We start from the raw sequence: 22,815 nt of genomic DNA, 5'->3' as shown, positions 1-22,815 counted from the left end.
AATTAAAAGTTAAAATCCCCAAAATCTACTGATACCTTAACTGGTTGCAGTTCTTGAATTTCTTGTTTAAATGAAATATCTTTTAATAAAATTTCAGGATGATCTACAATTTGTTCAAAAATCTCAACATAACGCTCACATAACTTTTGAACCGTGTCCCTAGTATATAAAGAGGTTGCATATTCCATAGTCAGTTCAATTGTATCTTCCAATTCAACCACTCTTAGCAATAAATCCATTTGCGCGCGCTTAAAGTCGTGATCATATGTCTTTAGTTCTAAACCATCGATAAACATATGATCTGCATCCATATTTTGCATAACAAATGAAACATCGAAAAGTGGGTTCCTATTATACGTTCCTTGAAGTCCTAATTGATTAACCAGGTCCTCATATTGACATTTTTGATGTTCAAACGCTTGTAAGACCTGTTCTTTTACTTCAAATAGGAATTGAGTAAACCTTTGTTCAGCTCTTGGATAATTCCTTATCCCTAACATGTTTACAAATACTCCTATAATATCTTGTAAATCCGCATGTGGGCGACCAGTAATTGGTGAACCAATAACAACATCCTCTTGGCCAGTATATTTACCTAGCAAAATATTATATACAGAGAGCATTAGCGTATATAATGTAGTTTCTTCTTTTGCTAATAAACGCTTAATTTTCTTGGTAACATTTGAATCAATAGTAAAGGATATTTTACTACCTTTCAGATCTATTATTTCAGGTCTCGTATAATCAGTAGGCATATTCAAGACAGGTACACCATCTTTAAATTGCTCTAGCCAATACTGTTCATGTTTGAGAGCAATTTCTTTTTCTTTTTCACTCTGCTGCCATTCTGAGTAATCCTTATACTGTATTTTCAAGCTTGGTAATTTCTCTCCAGAGTAAAGCGCAAATAGATCTCTAACGAAAATATCATAGGAAACTCCATCGGTTACTATATGATGGAAATCAATAATTAAAATATGTTTTTGTTCTTCCAATCTAATTAACCCTACACGGAAATATGGAGCATTATTAAAATTAAATGGGCGAATAAACTCATTAATTATTTGTTCCACTTCAGATTCAAAGCCCTCAATTTGAGTAATATGGAAATCAGCATGATCATGAATAATTTGTACCGGTTTATCATTTTTCATTTCAATAGTAGTTCTAAATATCTCATGACGCTTAATTAATTGAGTGAACGCCTTTTCTAAACGTTCAATGTTTAATTTTCCATTCAAAAGAATAACGGAAGTATCATTATAAGCTGTACTTTCTGGATACAATCGGTGTAATACATAAAATCTCTTCTGAGCTGAAGAAAGCTGATAATGAGATTTAGGTTCAGCTGGAACAATAACATCAAATTCACTCTTATCTGCCCTTGAAATATAATTTGCTAGTTTCTCAATATTTGATAGAGTAAAGAGTTCTTTAATAGGAACTTCAACATTAAACTCTTTATGAATTTTTGAAACAATAGTAATAGCCTTAAGTGAATCTCCACCTAGTTCCAGAAGATCATCATGAACACCAACTTCTGAAACTTTAAATATATTTCTCCAAATTTTTGAAAGCTTTTCTTCTACCTCATTACGAGGTGCTACATATTCAGTCAAGAGTTGTGGTCTAGAATGGTATAACGTAGAATCTAATTCTTCTTCCTTCTCATCATTGAAAGTATTTAATAACACCCATTGATCAATACGCGCTTGCAGTTCCCCTGGAGAATGAATCAGTACGTCCCCTTGTTTCCATGACAGTGCTATATTAAAGGCCTGAACTCCTTCTTCAGGTGTCATAGATAATTCATGTACACTTGCACCTATCTGCATATCTTTTTCTTCATCTTCCCAGTATTTCCAATCACTCCAATTGACACTTATCCAAGGCAGGTTGGAATAACGATTTATATATTGTGCAAAAACATCCATGTATATATTTGAAGCAGCATATGATACATAACCTAATCCACCTAAGACCGCTGAAATTGAAGACATTAGAACACAAAAATCTAAATCTTTATTTCGTAAGCACTCTTCTAAATTGAGAAGACCATAAATTTTTGCAGAAAATTGTTCCTCACAGTCCTCTTTTTCAAGTTCCTGAATCAAATTAAAAGTCTTTCCACCAAGAATACCTGCACCATGAATTACACCATTAATCTTTCCAAATTTTTGTTCTGCCTTATGAATTGCTTCGTATAGTTGTGATTGATCTGTAACATCAGCAGCAAGTACATAAACTTTAGATCCCATTTCTTCTATCTCTAAAACTTTACGAATTCTGTCCGAATACATCGTATTTTCCTTCAAATGCATATCCCACTCATCACGATTTGGCAGACCTGTACGTGTAAGAAGAACTAAGTTGGCTTGTACAGTTTGAGCCAAATGTTTCGCAAGAATTGTACCAATGCCTCCGAGTCCTCCTGTAATAAGGTAAGCTCCATTTTTTCGTAAAGGCAATTTCTCTTTAGCTGGCTGTTCTAGTTGTATAGGCTCATAAGTTTGAACAAATCTTTTATTTCCTCGATAAGCAATCATTTTATCATTCGTATGTGAAAGACATTCTTCTACTAATTGATTTATTAGCCTACTCTTCAATTCTTTGTTTAGAGGTAAAATAACATCAACACTTGAACAAGAAAGATAAGAATACTCTTGCGGAACAACTAATGACGTTCCAAGTACAGTTGATTTTTCTGGAATTAATTCTTCATCACCAAACACTTGTTGAACACCATTTGTAATGATTCGAATTGAGATTGAATCAGAGATATTCTTGTCTCCTAGTGCCTGAGTTAAGTAAAAAATTGAATAGAATCCTAAGTTTTGTTTACAATTTACATATTCAATTGAGGCTTGTCTTTCCTCATCCGTAATTCCCCACATATGAACTATTCTTGTAGGTAAACCACATATTTCTTGTACTTCATCCAATAACTTAACGTAATCTGTACGTTCTTCAGGATTTATAATGAAGCGATCGTTATTCTCCTTATTAAAACCAAAGCCAGGTTCTACTGTAACTACTCTCTGCCCTTTATTTAATAAGTCCTTAACTAGTTCATTACCTAATCCTTCTTGATCTACAAAAACAATCCATGTCTCATTCACATCATGATTTGGTTCAAACAATGTAGAACTTTTCCATTGCGGCGTATAGAACCATTCAGAAATGTTGTTATTCTTACTAATTTTAGATTGCTTACTATTAAGCTTTTGACCTAAATCATACGGATTACCTTGTAATTTATAAGATATTTTATTGAAAGAATACATTGGTAATGGGATACGTCTTCTCTTCTCATCTTTATAAAATTGTTCCCAATCTATAGAAATACCTGTTACCCACATTCGAGTGATGTGACTAAATAAGAAATACATATCTGATACATCTTGTTGAACAGATCGAACCGTATTAAATATTCTTTCATTACCATTTTCATAGTCTAAAAGGCGACTAGTAAGCCTACTAAGGTCATTTCCAGGACCAATCTCTATGAAAAGACTTGTATTGTCCCTATTCAACTCTTGAATTCCATCAGAGAATCGAACAGTTCCACGCATATGTTTTACCCAATAAACTGGGTTTGTTGCTTCTTCAGGTCGTATCCAAGTACCGGTCAAGTTTGACAAATAAGGTATTTTAGGTTCTCTAAGTGTCAATGTACTAACATAGGAAGCATACTCGTCCAGAATTGAATCCAGTTCGTGTGAATGTGCTGCTCCTTCTATTGTTACTCGCATACACATTAAACGCTTTTTCTTTAATTCATTTTCAAAATCTACAATTGCTTCTTCTGTCCCAGAAACTATACAAGCTGGACCATTAACTACTGCTAAAGAAATGGTATGTTGATATTCTTTTTCAAAAGAATTAATCAAATGAATTAATTCCTCTTCTGGAAGTGGAACGCTAAGCATTACTCCTGCAGGAAGACTACTCATTAGCTGACCTCTTTTTACAACCAATTTAAGTGCATCTTCCAAAGTAAATACTTCTGCTAAACAAGCAGCCACATATTCACCAAATGAATATCCAATCATTGCTTCAGGTTTAATTCCCCAACCCATTAATAGTTTCGCAACTGAGTATTCAAACGCGAAAAGAATTGGTTGACTAAATTCCATTCTTTTTAATTTTTCCGTCGCCTCATCAATACTGAAAGTAGTTGGGTATAACACTTCTTTCATGTTTACATTCGTAACAGATTGAAGGATTGCAAAGCATTCATCCATAGCTTCACGGAAAATTACCTCTTGTTCGTATAATTCTAACCCCATGTTTACATATTGCGATCCGTTCCCAGAAAACAGGAAGTTAATTTTAGGATGTTCCTCTTTTACATTTGCATATTGTACTCTTCTTCCTTCTGGCTGGTTTAATTGTTCAATTCCCTCTTGGGTACTGGAACAAACTAAAGCTCTCCTATGCTTGAATTCCTTACGTCCAATTTGCAATGTATAACTAGCGTCTGCCAAATTCACATGAGGATTCTGTTCAAGGTGATTTCCTAAATTCAAAGTCATACGATCCAAAGCATCTTTCGATTTTGCCGAAATCATTAACATCTGGTATGGTCTACTATTTGATGTTGCTTCAAGCTTTGGTGCCTCCTCCAAAATAATATGTGCATTTGTACCACCAATACCAAATGAACTAACACCTGCACGTAATGGTTTATTATCCTCTTTCCACTCATTTAAGTGTTGATTTACATAAAACGGTGTCTTTTCAAATCCAATTTGCGTGTTTGGTTTTGTAAAATTCACACTTGGCGGAAGAACCTGATCTTTCATCGCAAAGACCGTTTTAATTAGTCCAGCAACACCGGACGCTGCATTTAGATGTCCTACATTTGCTTTAACAGACCCAATTGGTACCGATTGTTTTTCATTAGAGTTAAACACTTCACTAAGCGCCTTGATCTCAATCGTGTCTCCTAGTTTAGTAGCAGTTCCATGTGTTTCAATATAGGAAATGGACTCAGGTTCTACATTTGCTTCATGTTGCGCCATTTTAATAACTTCTACTTGGCCCTCTACACTAGGTGCAGTGTAACCAATTTTCCGATTCCCATCATTATTGATCGCCGTTCCTTTTATCACTGCATGTATAGTATCTCCATCATTTATAGCTTCCTGTAAAGGCTTCAGGACAACAATCCCAACTCCGTCTCCAAAAAGCATTCCATTTGCATTTTCATCAAAAGGACGACAATGACCATCTGAAGAAAACAGCATTCCTTCTTGGTAGGTATAACCTGCTTTTTCAGGTTGAGTTAATGTAATTCCCCCAGCTATAGCAATATCACAATGCCCCTGTAATAATGCTTGACATGCATTATGAATCGCCACCAATGATGTTGAACATCCCGTAAAGATATTCATACTTGGTCCTTTAAGGTTAAATTTGTAAGAAATTTGAGTACTAAGCGAGTCTTTGTCGTTAAGTAATGAAATTAAAAATTGCCCAGCTGGTTCATTTGCCTCTGAAAGAGTAGATAACACTTGCCAATATAAGTTAGGAGATGCCCCACTATATACACCAATTAGGCCCGGGTATGTCTCGATATTATATCCAGCATGTTCAAGGGCAGACCACGCACATTCATGAAATACTCGTAGTTGCGGATCCATTAACGATGCATCTTGAGGTGTATAATCAAAGAATGGAGCATCAAAATTATCAGTTCCCTCTAAATACCCTTTCGCTTTAACATAATTAGGGCTTTTTACTTCCATAGGATTTACACCAGATTCAATTAACTCTTCATCTGTAAAAAATTGAATAGACTCTGTACCAGACTTTATATTATTCCAGAATTCATTTACATTCTGTGCTCCAGGAAAACGTCCATCTATTCCTATAATTGCAATATCGTTATCTTCTTTCGTTTTTCGATTAAATCGTTTTGTATGTTTAACTTGATTCTTTTGTTTATCTCCACTTAAGTATTTCGCTAAAGAACGAATACTTGGATACTCAAACATAACTCCAATTGAAATATGTTTTTCTAATCTATTAATTAATCTCTCATGAATTTGAATTATATGAAGTGAAGTTGCACCAAGATCAAAGAAATTTTCATTTACATTTACAGTATCAACACTGTAAAACTCTTTCCAAATTCCTATAATTATTTCCTCTACTTCATCTTGATTTCTAAACTTATCTCCCGTTTTCGTTTGAGTTTCCAATTCAGAAATTCGTTTGCGAGAATTCAGATTGATCCATTGATCAAAACGTTTATTTAAATCTCCTGAAGAAATAATTACCTGATTTAAACCACTTAAACCAAGCACACATTGGAATGTTTTTTGCCCTTCCTCAGATGTCATTTCAAGTGCTTCTATACTTTGAGCATTGAATATTTTATTAACCTGTTCAGTTCCCGTGTACTGCCAATCTCCCCAGTTAATACTAGTCCATCGATTATTAGATGTATTACTCACTTTGTCTGAAAAACTATCTAAGTAAAGGTTTGCTGCTGAATAGGCTACAAAACCTAATCCACCCAAAATAGGTGAAAGTGATGAAACAAGATAACAAAAATCAAGATCATAATTACTCAATAACTTATCAAGAACTAGCACACCATGTACTTTAGGAAGAAATTGCTCTTCACATTCAATCCTACTTATCTTTTCCATTGGACACTGAGCTGATTTAACACGTAAGACACCTGCTGCATGAATTACCCCATTTATGTGACCAAAATTAGCCTCAGCCTGATGAATCACGTTTCTCATCTGCTCTTCATCAGCAACATCTGCGACAGCTGTCATTACTTTTGCTCCCAATGACTCCAACTTCTGAATATGGTTAATACGTTGACATAATTGTTCATTTTCAATCTGTGATTGAAGAATTTCATCCCATTCTTCACGATCAGGAAGAGCTGTTCTACTAACTAATATTAGTTTAGCCTTTACTGTACGCGCCAAATATTCTGCTAATTTAAGGCCTACTCCTCCCATTCCACCAGTAATTAAATAAACCCCTTCCGATCGAATATTCGGAATTTTTGAAGCTAATTCATTTTCATTTATTACTAGCATTTCACTTACTTTTTCATCAGGTATAGGCTCATAAATTCGAATGTAACGAGTGTTATTTCGAATTGCTATTACAGTGTCGATAATGTCCGCTTGAACTTCAGAATATAAGTTTGATATTAATTCTTCTTCATTATCAGACAACATAAAGTCCACACTACGACATCTAATATTTGGATACTCTTGTGGAAATACTTTTATAGGAGCCAAAAGAGTAGATTTTTCAGCAATAATAGACTCGTCCCCTACTACCTTTTGCATATTATTCGTCATCACATTTATATTAATAGGATAAAGTAAATTAAATTTACTAATTGTCTTTGCAAGTGATATTAATGAATAGAATCCAGTATCTAAGGTCTCGATACCTAAATCCTTATTATCGACATTCCATAGGTGAACAATCTCCTCTGGTAAACACTCTTGTTTTTGTAGCTCGTTAAATAACTGATAATAATCTTCTTGTTCAGTAGGGCATATCGTAAATTCATTTAAACTAATCTTTTTATATAAAGGACCCACACCGACTGTTATAACACGATGTCCATCTCTTTCAAGTTTTTCTTTAAGAGCAAAGCCTATATGCTCATTGTCTAAAAATAACAACCAACTTTTAGTAGATCCTTTAGTTACATCTACAATTTCTTTTTCCATCCACCCTGGAGTATAGAACCACTCAGCTATATTAGAACGTTTCTTTATCGATGTTTCTTCACTTTTAGTTATATTTTGCTGTTCAGCTGGATCTATCCAATATCGCTTTTTCTCAAAAGGATACGTTGGTAAGGCAATACGTAATCTATATTCCTCTTCATACAGTTTACTCCAATTAATTTCTACCCCTAACTCCCACGCTTGTCCCAATACCTCTAACAAGTCGTCCTGTAAAATAATCTGATTATTATTAATTTCAGAATTTAATAAATCTCCAATATGTACAATCACAGAATTAGGATCTACATCCGTAACTTGTGTTAGAAGTTCTACTTTTTCTCCATGCGTCCATTCTGTCTGTAACTCTGTATAGTTTTCAACTAATTGATTCAGAACATCTTCTGGCTTAAGAGATTTATTATAAATATCTGAAACCATTCCAGCTAAACCTGTACCAATAATGTTAGAAGGACGTACATCACATTCAATTAATACATCGATAATCGATTGCAAGCAGACGAAGAAGGTTAAATCTTCAACCAAGCTATCATCTGTTCCTTTAAAGAATGCTTCTTTCAATGCTTGTCCAGTATACATTTGGGCATCAGTCATATTACGCTCAAATACTTTTAAGAATAATGGTTCCTTTTGGTATAGTTCTTTTATATTCTCAATAATTGATGAGTATTCGCTAGGTAACACAAATACCAAATCTGGATTTTCTTGCGTTTTTACGTGAAAATCTTTAACTGTTTTTAAATTGCCTATGGCGCTATCTATATCCTTACATAAGACTGCTCTTCTATACGGAAATGATCGACGGCCAGTTTGCAATGTGTATGCTACATCTGCTAATTCAACATCTTTATTAGATTCCAGATATTGAACCATATTTACTGTAGCATTATTTAAAGCTTCTTTTGATCTAGCAGAAAGAACCATTAGTTTTTTCTCTCTAGTAGAAACAGAACTTTTAACTTTAGGGGCTTCTTCTAATACAATATGAACGTTAGTTCCACCATATCCGAAAGCACTTACACCAGCTCGAAGAAGATCATTATCATCACTTTGCCAATTTACCAAATCAGTATTGATATAAAATGGGCTATCTATAAAATCAATTTTCGAGTTAGGGCGTTTCACATTTAAAGTTGGCGGGAGTTGTTTATGTCTCATAGATAAAACTGTCTTTATAAGTCCGGTCACCCCTGCAGCTGTATCTAAATGACCTACATTACTCTTAACAGAACCAATTGCACAAAAAGATTTCTTCTCCACATCTTGAAACGCTCTCTTTAGAGCCTCTACTTCAATAGAGTCGCCTAATGGCGTTGCTGTCCCATGCGTTTCTACATAACTAATAGTAGAAGGATCAACTTCAGCAAAACTATGAGCTGCTTGAATTACTTCAGCCTGTCCCTCAACACTCGGAGCAGTATAGCCTACTTTTCGGCCTCCATCATTATTTGCTGCTGATCCCTTAATTACACCATATATCGTATCTCCATCAGCAATCGCATCTTCTAATCTCTTTAGTATTACCATACCTACACCATCACTAAAAACTGCACCCTGGGCTTCTGCATCAAAAGTACGTACTTTTCCATCAGGTGAACTTGTCATTCCTTCATGATATTTATAACCATTCTTTTTAGGATACGTTATAGATACTCCACCTGCAGCTGCAATAGAGCATTCTCCAGTTAACAATGATCTACATGCAAGATGAATGCTCAATAGAGATGTAGAGCAAGCTGTATACAATGTAAAACTCGGTCCCTTAAGTCCCAACTTATAGGATGTAAGCGTTGAAATTGCATCTTTATAGGAAAGAGTACCCGCCTCTGAAAACTCAACCACACTATCACTGTTTAATAATGGCGTGTGCTTCATCCAATTAAAATTAGTAGATGCTCCTACGTATAATCCTATTAATCCTTCATAATCAAATGGATTATAGCCTGCCATCTCTAATGCTTCCCATGTTGTTTCCTGTAACATACGGATTTGAGGATCCATTATTTTCGCTTCTCTAGGTGTATAAGCAAAAAAGGATTCATCAAAATATTCTACTTCCTCCAAATACCCTTTTGCTTTCACAAAATTAGGATGTTGTAAAACATCTAAATTAACACCTTCTTTAATTAACTCGTCTTCAGTAAATATAGAAATTGAATCAACACCATTTTTTAGGTTATCCCAGAATTGGTTTATTTCATTTGCACCTGGAAATTTACCTGCCATTCCAATAATCGCTATTTCCAAACCAGTTTTACTATCATCGTGATGCTTCATTTTCACTTTCCTCCTATTTTGTTTAATTCGTATTTTCTATGCTTTACATACTCTTAGCTACAATATTTAGCGCTAATACTCCTATTTCATAAACTTAAGCAAAAGAAAAAACACATGAAATTACCCATAAAGTAGCTAAAGTGATTTACATACCTGACAGAAAACAAAAAATTTTAATTACGATTTCTATTCCTGGATTTCAATGATATTTTGAGCAATCATTTTTATTCTAAAAACCTAATACTTTGGTAATAATTCTGTTAATATTACACTTTATGTAGTTAGTAACATATTCACAAGAAGTTTTCTTTAAGAAATTAATTTGTAGAGTAATAATTTTGTAGGGGATTTATGTTATAAAATTAAGCATACTTTTTCCAATATCATATAGAAAAAAACAAAAAAGTGACATACAGTGAATATTGAGAAATAAAATTCATTTATTCCATATCTAACCAAAATAGAACGAATTTTCAATTTTAAATTAGATTTTCTTGCATTTATAATTGCATTCTCTATAAATCATCTATGGTGAGCTTTTAAACTATAAACATAAATGAAGTTATATGCGATATTTTTTAGTTTAGATGAGGATCTATAAGTGAATTCATTCAAGAGGACTTATATATGCTACAGATTTAATATTCTTCATAAAGTTATATACATAAACTAAATTCCTTCAAACGTTTTAAGAAAATATTGGGGATGAACATCATATCTAGATTTGTTTGAAAGATCATAAATAAGAAAAACAATTCTACTAAAGTAATAAAACCTTACAAAAGCCAACTTTGACCTTTTTTAACATTTTAAAAATATGTTGTATTATAAAAAATTGGTTATTATATTCTAATTTATCTTAATACAGGATTTCACGCTAATTGACACTCTCATTTCTTAAGAGACAAACTGATTGACGTTAGTAGAATTCTTACTACCAAAGGCATATTTTTTTCTAGTATTGCTGCCTTACAATTTTGCATTGTACGTCTCCTAAGATAGACCAAATAAGTTCATATGCTAAAGTACTGTTTACCATACTGTACGGTTTGTTGATTTTCTGTTATGTTTTGCTATGCACACACGATATTTTTCCCTATCCCTATAATTATTGTCCTGCAGACGTTTTATAGTATCTTCAGGCCTACTATTTTACTGAACTGTAAAATTAAAAACGCCAAATTTTGAATAAACTGAAAACTAATGAGAAATTGACAAGAAATCTCAATAAGATCTTTTCAATATATCTTAACTTCAAACGCATGGAAACCCAATAATGATGCTATACAGGGAATATTCTATTAAGTAGAATTACAGAAACGATTCTGCGTATGCGGACAAATTAAAAATTTTCCATTTAATCCTTTAACCTTTGTAAAAAATAAGGTATTTATTTAAATGTTATAAAAAAATGTAGGAATATTAATTCCTACGTTTTTTTAAGTTAATGAATCAATTAATTTATTAATTGATTTACTATTATAATTCTTCAAATTCATCAATTTCAGCTTTACGCTTTAAAAATATTTCGATATCTTCATTTTCTCTTTCTATTAAACCAAGAGCATGTTTATCGTTTAAAGCTAATTCTTTATAACCCCACATGTATTCTATTGTTGTCGCTTTACTTTTTTTATGATCCGCAAAATACCATTCTAAAGGTTGTAAAGGGTTCGATACTTCGAACAATTCAGCTGGGTACCATGAAGGCAAGTTTTCATTTTCACCCAAGGTTAGATAGTCTAATTCTCCATCCAATGAACTAATACCATAAACCACATATTCCTTATGGATTTCTAAATTTATTATCGAATCTCGATTATATCCTTGTTTTAATAAACCCTCTGAAAAAGTATCTCCTGAATTTTTTATACACTTTACTTTCATATACAAGCTCCTATCAACAAAAATTAATTTTTAAATTTAAAATCATCAAATTCGCCTGTTCTAGTATTTTTAACATAATGAATTTCTACACCATTTACATTATGCGCCATTTTCACCCATCCATCTTCTTTCGGCCATCGAGGATCTGTCATTGGTATTCTCGTTAGAACGATTCCTTGCGGATTTGATTTAACCTCTTTCATTGCTAATTGCTCTTCTAATGTATTTGCAGTGGTTCTACCTGTAGAGCCCCTTCCTAATACTTTCACTTCATGTTTTGTATTCTTTGCTGCCGCTTCTAGTGCTTTACCCTTCTTTTCAAGGTCACCAATCTTCCCTACAACTTTACCGATAACCCGTGTTGTACCACCAGATACGACGGCCAATGTGCCCCATGCATAATCGTCTGGACCGTATTTTTGACCTGTTACTAAGTCTTCACCTTTGATAAGTTGTCCAATTTCTTTTCCTGTACCAATTATTGGTGTAATACCCAATACGAATGATAAATCCCCATCATTCGCACGGTTATAAATACGAGATGGATCTCCACCTAAATCAAGCAATGCGTTATTCAAATTTATATTCCCAATGTTAGCTGCCGCTGCAGGGATATTATACTTATGTTGGGCAATTTTTGAAGCTGTTCCCATAAACGCATTTCCAAAGTCTAATCCTGTATTAACATCATTATAGATACCTGGTACTCTTTCTTGCAATGCTTGTAAATCTTTTGCTATGACTGGAACATTTTTTCTTGTTACTTGTACAAGTTCCTCCATCCCAGGTTTCGCCGCATCTATAGAGTGTTTTAATCGAATCGTACTTGTTGCAATGTTTCCTAAATCCTCAAATGTACCATTGTCGTGTAATACTTGCTGAATACGCTTATGACTCTCTGCTAATTCATGAAACGCATCTGTAGTTTGTTTTAAATACACATTAAATTGATCCTGGAACTTTAATACGTTTTGTGTATCTTCCATAATGACTGCATAAATTTGATTATTAAACTCCACCATTTGATCAAGAGATTTTAGCACTTCTTCCTGGAATCGAAGCATTTCCTTAGACCCTCTAAGGATTAGTTCTGAAAAATGCTTTGCTCGGTCTTCTGCATATTGTCCAAGATCATCACCATAAATTCCAGCTCTTTTTGCATCAGCCTGAAACATTTCTATCAGCTGTCGCATCTCTTCTTTTGTTAAGTGGTCCCAGTCATTTTTAATTTTTTTTCCCAGGACTTTCATTTTTTGATCAAATTCTAGTATTTGTTTTTTCTGTTCTTCTAGGTCATGTTTCGCATCTTCAGCATCTTTTGCAACATTATTCATCAATTCAATTGAATCAGTGGTACTATTTTCTAAATCTTGTAGAGTTTTTAATGTATTATTGAGTAAAGGCTCGTCACTTTTGATGTATTTAAAAACACCTTCAAAAATTTTCAATTTACCGTTTAATAAAGATAACGGTGTCTTTGCTTCTTGGTCAAAAATAATGGCATCATGGATACGTACATACCCTTTTTCACCTTTATATTTTACTTCATACCAAGAACCAACTTTTCCTGTTACTTCTATTAATTCTCCAGCATTTACTCGCTTTGCTCGTAAAACTTTCTTTAAGTCTGGTTCTGGATATACTTTTTTTACAAGAGATTCTAACGTAATCCAACCTTTTATCATTTCTCCATCATTATTAAAAGAGAAAACCTTGTCTTTATAGGTAAAATCTCCTGTTTGTAAGGCACCATTTGGATGTAACAGATACCAATCATATTCTAACTTCATCCAACCACTTTTCGGCTCACTTTCATAACTAAAGTAGTACGGTTTTCCATCCACTTGTTGCATTCCTCGGGATAAGATACCACTTTTATCAAAATAATGCATTTTACCATCAATATACTGAATACCTTTTTGTAACGCACCAGATTTATTCGCATAATATTTCGCGCCACCTATATCAACCCAACCGGTTTGCATAAAGCCATCAGGTCCAAAATAGTATTGTTTATTATCAATGGTCTGAAGGCCTGTTACACGACTTCCATTTTTTAAATAATACGTCCATTTCCCCTCTTCTTGCACCCATCCTTTTGCATTATCAAATAACAACATAGATTTTAATTGTTGGAAATCATAATACACATTATTTACGTTCTCAATTAACTCGTGAATTTCTTTCTCCTGGTTTTTAATTACATTTGGAGGAAAGTATTTTTCTGGATCTTTTTTATACTCCGTTAGTATAAATCGCGTGAGGCTTGTTCCTTCTTTTACAACATCCCAAGAACGTGTGGGATTTTCTCCTATGACTACGGATTCAAATATTCTTACATACCCTATTTCTCCTTGGTATTTTACTTGATACCAAATACCTTGTTTACCAATAACCTCTAATATATCTCCGTCTTTTACAGGCTTCGATTCCAATAAAAATTTTGTTTCTGGTTTAGGATACATTCTTTTAATTTTAGAACGTAATGTAATCCATCCTTTTTCCATTTCCCCATATTTATTAATTTCAAATTGTTTCCCTTGATAGGTAATAACACCTGTTGCATATTTCCCATCACGTATATAACTCCAAGCTGTTCCTGAAAAACTCCATCCGGTTTGTAATTTTCCAGGTTCTTTATAATGAAGCCATTCATTTCCGACTTGTTTTTTCCCTTCAAACAACCTACCATCTTTGAAGAATTCATATTCTATTCCATCTAATGTGATTGTTTCTGTTCTTTTACTGCCATCTTTTTCATAATAATACCAATTTTCTTTCTCCTTCACCCAGCCTACTTTATTTAAAACTTCGGCTGCTGCTGTAAATGTTGGTGCATAGGTAGAGAATAATAAAAATAATGATACTATAAGTCCTATGACTTTCTTCATACTCGCATCTCCTTATCAATTTATTAAAAACTTTTTAATTATATATTAGATTTTAAAGTTATTAAAAATATTCAATATAAATATGCATAATTGCATATTTATATTCTCGATAGTGCGATCCCAATCATATTGGGAAGGAATCTTTTCCGTACCCCTAAGTTATCTTTACCCCAAAAAGAACCTGTTTTCCATGGAAAACAGGTTCTTTTTCATTATTACTTCTCCGCTATATATTCTTTTATTTTTTGTACTCAAATAATTAAGATTTTTAAATAAAAAGTTTCGAAGTGAAATCCTTCTTCTCTTTTGCTCAAAATAGATAGAGTATACTACAACAGTATTGGTTCTTTAATTAATGGTAAATACCCTATACTCATAGCATAATTTAATAACAAATTGATATACTCTTGATTTGGTTCTAAACAATGTACATTCTTCAAATATCCTTGCGTATATAAACAAGATGGTATAGCTACTGATAGCTCTTCTACAGATTCTAATAAAGGCATTATGAGCTCTAAAGCTTTCTGTTCATCAGTAGTTAGATTCGTATTAAAAAACTTCTCTATATACTTCTCTTGTTTCATTAACAGGATATCGTATCCAAAAGCTTGTAAACTATTAATAAATTGGTCCCATTTAAGCTGATTTGGATTACAAATATGCATGGTTTTATTTACTGTATTGGCCTTATAAGATAATTCAGTAATAGCTAAACTTCCATAGTCTACAGGCGTTAAATCTACATACGTATTGACGTCAGGAGCTATGCTAGATAGACATATCCCTTTTAATAATCTATAAAATGCGTTTTCATTAATATTGTATTGAAATTTACCCGTTTTAGAGTTACCCACTAAATTCCCCACGCGGTATATTGTGGCACGAACTCCTTTTTCCATTGCTTCTCTGACCATTTTCTCGCCTTGAAACTTACTTTCTAGGTACAGATTATCTAAATTTTGCCCTCTATCAAAATCAGACTCAAAGAATTCAAATTCTTTTGGATCGCTTTCAGCCTGACCTACTACACTTAAAGTCGATATATAATGAAAACGTGCATTTGTGTTCTTAGCTAATTCCAATAAGTATTTTGTAGACTGGACATTTACCTTTTGAAAATGCTCACGTTCTCCATAGTGTCTAACTTCTCCACCACAATGTATGATTGATTCTACATTTTTCTTTAAATGGTCCAATTGCTTTGAATCTAGACCTAGATTCATCAAAGATAAATCTCCTTCAATTAATTCTACTCTCTCCTTCAACTTTTGGAGGATTTCTTTACCGAAATAAAACTCCATTCTTTCTTTTAACTTTGCACCAATTACTTGATTCTCATTTTTTCTTACCAAACAGTAAATAGTCGTAGATGGCAACTGTAATAACCTTTCTAAAATATGTGCTCCTAAATATCCTGTTGCCCCTGTAAGGAAAACTGTTTTTGGATAATTCACCATATCTAACTCACATTCTTCTAATTTAGTTCTTTCATAAACAGGAGTCGTTTTCGTTTCATTTTCCATACATGCTACATTCATATTTTTCTCTTTCTTAAACGACATATCTTCCATCTCTTCAATATGAGAGGATAATTTTTCTATTGTTCTATGCTTAAAGAAATCTTGAATTTTCAAGTTAGGATATAACGGTTTTAATTTGACTAATGCCGGCATAACTTTTAAAGAATGTCCACCCAGATTAAAGAAATCATCTTTTAAACCTATAGATTTTATGTTTAGAACTTCAGACCATACCTTTGCAATGTTTTTTTGCACTTTAGTTTGAGGTTTAAGTTTACACTCATCGTTTTGCTCATGATCAAACTCTATTTCTGGTAGTTTCTCAAAATCAATTTTTCCATTCGCCGTTATTGGTATTTCTAACACATGAGAGTAATATTTAGGGATCATATATTCTGGCAATACATTTGATAAATGTAAAGCTAACTTATTTTTCTCTATCCCTATACCGTCCACTGTTTTATAATAAGCTTGCAGTAACATTCCATCTTTCGTTTGTTTTACCACAGCCTGACTTATCCCCTCAAGTTGTAACATTGCATCTTCTATTTCTCCTAATTCAATTCTGTGCCCTCTAATTTTAACCTGCTTATCTTTTCTTCCCATAAATTCTATATTTCCATTTGGTAGCCATCTTGCTAAATCACCTGTTCGATATAATCTTTTACTATTTTCTTTTGAAAATGGGTTTGAAATAAATGCCTGTTTTGTTTTCTCTTCCTGCTTCCAATACCCTCGGGCCAATCCTAAACTTTCAATATATAATTCACCCATGCTCCCTACCGGACAATGTTGCATATATGAATTCAATATATGAACCTTTGTATTAGAAATTGGAATACCAATCGGTATGCTTTCTAAAAGATTATTTTCGCCTTCTAATACTGGTATGAAATAATACATTGCTGAGACAGTTGCTTCAGTAGGGCCATACTCATTTACCAACTGTACTTGGTTTTTAAAAGTACTTTGCCAACTTCTAATAGCATTTGTTGATGCAGCTTCCCCTCCCATTATTATAAATCTTAAAGAACGTATCTTTTCGCTATCCAGTTTAGTTAATGAAGTCGATAATTCATTGAAAAATACTGTTGGTAAGTCAGAAATAGTTGCTCGTGTTTCTTGAATGACTTGAGTATATGCGACAGTTGAATAGCGCTGTTCATCACTTAATACATATAGTTCTGCCCCATTTAGCAAGGTAGAAAAAATTTCCGATACAGAAGAATCAAAACTATGGGAATAAAACTGTGTTACTTTATCATTTGGAGAAATCCGAAATACTTCATTTCTCCATTCAACTAAATTTAATACTCCTTTATGCGTTAATAATGTACCTTTTGGTTTTCCTGTTGATCCTGAAGTATAAATTACATATGCCAAGTCATCTGGTTTATTTAAAATTTTCACATCATCATTTATAGTCGTACGATATATATCCTCTATTATTGAAACCTTATAATCACTTACATTCAAATGACTTTTGTATTTGTTACTCGTTATAATTCTACATGCCTCACTGTCACGAACTATATAATTTATTCTATCCTCAGGGTATTTTACATCGATTGGTATATAGGCAGCACCGGCTTTTAATATTCCAATCATAGAAACGATACTATTCATACTTCTATCTAAAAATATGGCTACCTTGTCACCTTTTTTAATACCTTTATCAAGCAAATGTTGAGCTACTTGATTAGAACTCCTATTTAATTGCCTATATGTTAAAGACTCTGTTTCAGTCGCTATAGCAATCCGATTTGATTGTCTTTCTACTTGCTTATAGAATTGCTCCTGTATATTTTGAAAATAAGGATACGGTCTCTCTGTATGATTTACCTTTCTATATAGAGATTCCTCTTCCAGTGATAGGAATGAAAGATTCTCATATGCCACTGTTCTTTGATGAATAAATGCGTCCAGTATAGTAAGTAAATTTTGAGTAAACCTATTAATTGACTCTTCCTTGAAAAGATTAATATTATACTCAAATGAAATCTCTACATAATCCGATCCTTCTTCAACAGCTAACGAAATGTCAAACTTACTAACATCTTGTTTATTAGGTAACAATTGAAGCTTGTACGCATCATGTTGTTGCAAAATATCTTTCTGGTAACTAAACATAGTAGAAAAGATCGGGTTATTTCCAAAGCTTCTATCAGGATTTATTTGCTCAATTACTTTATCAAATGGGTATGATTGGTTTTGGAAAGAATTCAAACATTTTTCTCTCACTACTTGTAATAGCTGTTTTAAATTTTTTACATCATTTAATTGTGTTCTAATAGCTAAAGTATTTACAAAAAATCCTTGTATTTGTTCAAATTCTTGATAATTCCTTCCAACAACCGGTGTACCTATAATAATATCTTTTTGATCCGTTAGATAATGTAACAATTGAATATACGCTGCCAAAAATAGCATATACATAGAAACATTCTCTTGTTCACATACTTGTTTCAAAGACTCTTTCATTTCATTATCTAACTTCATTTCAAATACTGTACCCTTATTTGTACTTTGACGATTCCCACTAAAATCTAAAGGAAGGTTTAATATAGGAAGAGGTGCTGCAAGTTCGGCCATCCAATAAGATTTTTCCGTATCCCACCGACCTAAATTTAACTGCTCCTGTTCCCACTCAGCATAATCTACATATCGATTAGAGATAGTTGGCAACTCAGGATTTCTACGTTTTGCAAAGGCACTATACACCTTCATTAATTCATCTAATAAATTCCTTACACTCCACCCATCTGTAATAATGTGATGTAAATTGATATATAAATAAGACTTTTTCTTATTCAGATTAAAAATTCTAATCCTAAAAAGAGGGCCCTTTTCTAAATCAAATGGTGTATGATCCGTTTGATTTATTGTTGTACGTATATATTCTTGTTGTTCTTTTTTAGACATGTGTTCAATCTCATCGTGAATCAGGTCAATCGCTATTGAGTTTAAAATGACTTGTCTAGGCTCCCCATTTCTTTCAATAAACACTGTTCGTAGCATCTCATGTCGTTCAACTAAAAATCTTATGGTGTCTTGTAAAATATCCTTTTTTAAACTCGGCTCAATATATATGTGTAGTGGTGTATCATATACTCTATTAATGGCGTTATACTTATTTAAAAACCAGATTCTTTTTTGAGCACTTGATAACTGATAACTTTCCTTATCTGCAACTTTTAATACTTGCATCTCCTGTTCTTCCCTATCATGATTTACTGCCATTAATTTATCGATGTAAGCAGATAGACTAGCAATAGTTGTATGCTCAAAAATATCTCTAATTTCAATTTTCAAATGAAACTCTTTTTGAATTTGATTTAACACTTGCACAGCAATTAATGAATGTCCCCCAAGTTTAAAAAAGTCATCCTCTCTGCTGATTCTATATTTCCCTAAATTTAAAATCTCTGCCCATGTTTTTGCCAACCTTTTTTCCGTTTCACTTATCGTTGGTGCATATTGCTTCTGCATGTTTTCAAGTAAAGATGGGATTTGTAATTCTAATTTTTTTCTATCAACCTTACCACTTGGTGATAAAGGAAAACTTTTAAGATGAAATATATAATTGGGCATCATAAAATCTGGTAAACTTTCACTTAAGAATGTTTTTAATTCCTCTTGTTTTAGTTCTCTATTGTCTTTTGATAAATAAAAACTAACGATTTTATCGTTTTGGTAAGTGAATACTACAGTATCTCTTACTTCTGAATGTTTAAATAATGTTCCTTCGATTTCATCAAGCTCAATTCGATACCCACGTAGTTTTACTTGATTATCTTTCCTTCCGATAAATTCTAAGTTTCCATTTGGTAAAAGACGTACTAAGTCCCCAGTACGATATATTTCTTTATTGCTATTATATGATTTTACGAAAGAAATAAATGCCTCTTCTGTTTTTTTCTTTTGATTTATATATCCTTTAGCAACCCCATCACCACCAATGAATAATTCACCTACTACTCCTGACGGACATAACGTGTTGAACGGACTGACCACGAAAACTTTACTATTAGCAATTGGTTTACCTATTGGGATATTAGAAGTTTCTTCTTTTATTTCATGATTTACTTCATAAATGGTTGTACATACAGTAGCTTCAGTAGGACCATATGCGTTAAGAATTGGAATCTTTAACCCTACTTTACTTTGCCATTTACGAACTGATTCAGCAGGTATGGTTTCCCCTCCTACAAATACACATTTTAAGGAATTTAATTTAAGCAACATTTCTTTTGGCATATCAGCTATTAATTTAAAAAATGCAGTTGGTAAAAGAACAAATGTAATACCATTCTTGTTAATTACATTTATAAATTCTTCTGCAGAACGTTTTTCCATTTCAGAAATTAAATGCATTCTTCCTCCGCATAACAAAATCGGAAACATTTCCATAATGGAGGCATCAAAAATCATTGTTGCAAATTGTAAAAATACATCATTTTTGTCTAAATTAAATTGATTCATTAATGAATATGATAAATTAATTACTCCTCTATGTGGTACAACTACTCCTTTTGGTAAACCGGTTGAACCTGACGTGTAGATAATATACGCAGCATCTTCTATGTTATGTGTAGACGCAATATTTTCTATAGAATTAGTGTAATGAAAATCCTCTAGAAAAATTGTATGAATCGCAAAACTTTCAATTAATCCCCTAAATTCTTTCTTTGTAATAATCATTTGACTTTCACTATCTTTTAATATAAATTCTATTCTTTTTTCAGGAAACTTTGGATCGATTGGTACATAAACTCCACCTGATTTTAGTATACCTAGAATGCATACAATTGTATCGATCTCTCTCACCATAGTAATACTTACACGCTGTCCCTTTTTTATATCATTTTCACGTAAATAATTCGCAATTTGATTTGACCTTTGCTGCAAGTCATAATAGGTAATCGATTTATCCCCCATTGAAATCGCTATTTGATTTGGCGATTTTAATGCTTGTAGATCAATTAATTGATCTAATGTTTTTGAATTAGGATATGCAAGAGTATTTGAGTTTATATCTTTGTATAAACGATGATCCTTTTTTAAAAGTAAATCCAATGAATGGATAGGTTCGTTCACATTCTTCATTAGTTTTTGTAACAAATATATATATCTTTCAACTAAATCATTCATACTATCTGGTTTATATAATGCTGAATTATAGTCAATCTCAATTTTATTCTCTGTTTCCCCTTCATATCTCATTATTCTCCAGGTCATGTTAAAAGGATTTACTCTTTTACAATCTGTTAAAACTGTGGACTCAATATCAGGAATTTTCAATTGAGGTATCCTTACCGTATTAAATGCTGTTGAATAAATCATATTATGATGTGTATTATTATTTAGATTTAAATCTCTTACTATATGTGAATATGGATTATGTTTATACTTAATAGCTAAATGAACAGATTTATTCACCTTGTTAAGTATTCCCTTAAATGTATCACCTTTTTCTATTGTTATACGTATAGGTAATGTATTAATAAAATAACCAAAAGCATTCCCTTCTTCCGTTTGTGGTCTAGTATTAATTGGAATACCTACAATAATTTCTTCAGCATTTGTCATTTGATGAAGTAAGGCACAATAAGTACTTAACATAACCCGATAGACACTTATGTTATTTCTTTTAGCAAAACATTGTATTTGATAAAATAGATCGGCATCAATATTCTTACTTATATTTTTGTTCGTATATATCGGTTCATTCATTTTATTAATAGTAGCAGGAAACTCTGTAGGAGGTAATTCACCTTGTAAATAATCTTTCCAATAGGATGATCCTTCTCTATATATTGCACTGTCAATAAAACCTTCCTCAAATTCTACAAGGCTCTTATAAGGAGATTCTAATACTAAACCCGTATTTTCTTGAAGTAATTCACAATACGTATGAGACAATTGTTGGATAAAAATCCCTAAACTACATCCATCATAAATAATGTGATGAAAAATCATATGTAAAATAAATTCATCTTCACACAATTTAATGATGTGGAATTTAAACAAAGGCCCTTCTTCTAAATTAAATTTCTCATTCACTATAGAGTCTAAGAATTTTTTTAAAATAAATTTTTGTTCTGTGTTTTTAAAAGCAGTTAAATCCTTAATTGGTATATCAAAATCTATACTCTTTTGAATGAATTGTTTAATTTTTTCGTCCCTCTTAATAAATAGTGTACGTAGCGCCGGGTGAGATTGCGCCATTAAAGTAAGCGCTTTCTTAAAGTTATCTATTTGAATATTTCCTTTTAGCTTTATTATGGTAGCTTCATTGTTCATTCCATTTTCTAATTCCATTTGATGAGCTATCCATAATGCTTCTTGCCCTACTGTTGCATCCAATTCTTCTACAATTTCATATTGCTTTTGTATTTCCTTCATATGAATTTCTCCTTTTATAAATATTTCAAAACGGATAATATTTACAATTACAACTATATGTACACATTCTGCGATTTGTAAACGTATATTTTCCGA

The 22,815-nt window shown here is 32.6% G+C and carries 4 protein-coding genes; all 4 read right to left on the bottom strand.

The features are described from left to right. Positions 1 to 2: 2 nt before the first annotated feature. Positions 3 to 10,013, bottom strand: a complete 10,011-nt coding sequence (locus tag ACUN0F_RS03435) for an SDR family NAD(P)-dependent oxidoreductase (protein WP_445539113.1) — start codon at positions 10,011 to 10,013, stop codon at positions 3 to 5. 1,479 nt (positions 10,014 to 11,492) lie between these two features. Further along, entirely contained in the window at positions 11,493 to 11,900 is a 408-nt protein-coding gene (locus ACUN0F_RS03430) for a hypothetical protein (protein ID WP_327988296.1), read from the bottom strand. 23 nt (positions 11,901 to 11,923) lie between these two features. After that, entirely contained in the window at positions 11,924 to 14,791 is a 2,868-nt protein-coding gene (locus ACUN0F_RS03425; protein WP_327988297.1) for a pre-toxin TG domain-containing protein, read from the bottom strand. Positions 14,792 to 15,120: 329 nt separating this feature from the next. Next, the gene (locus tag ACUN0F_RS03420; RefSeq protein ID WP_327988298.1) at positions 15,121 to 22,719 is read right to left on the bottom strand and encodes a non-ribosomal peptide synthetase; all 7,599 of its coding nucleotides are present in this window, start codon (positions 22,717 to 22,719) and stop codon (positions 15,121 to 15,123) included. Positions 22,720 to 22,815: the final 96 nt, after the last annotated feature.

The sequence above is a fragment of the Bacillus sp. 1A genome, assembly GCF_052682215.1.
This window is presented reverse-complemented; position numbering and strand designations above follow the sequence as displayed.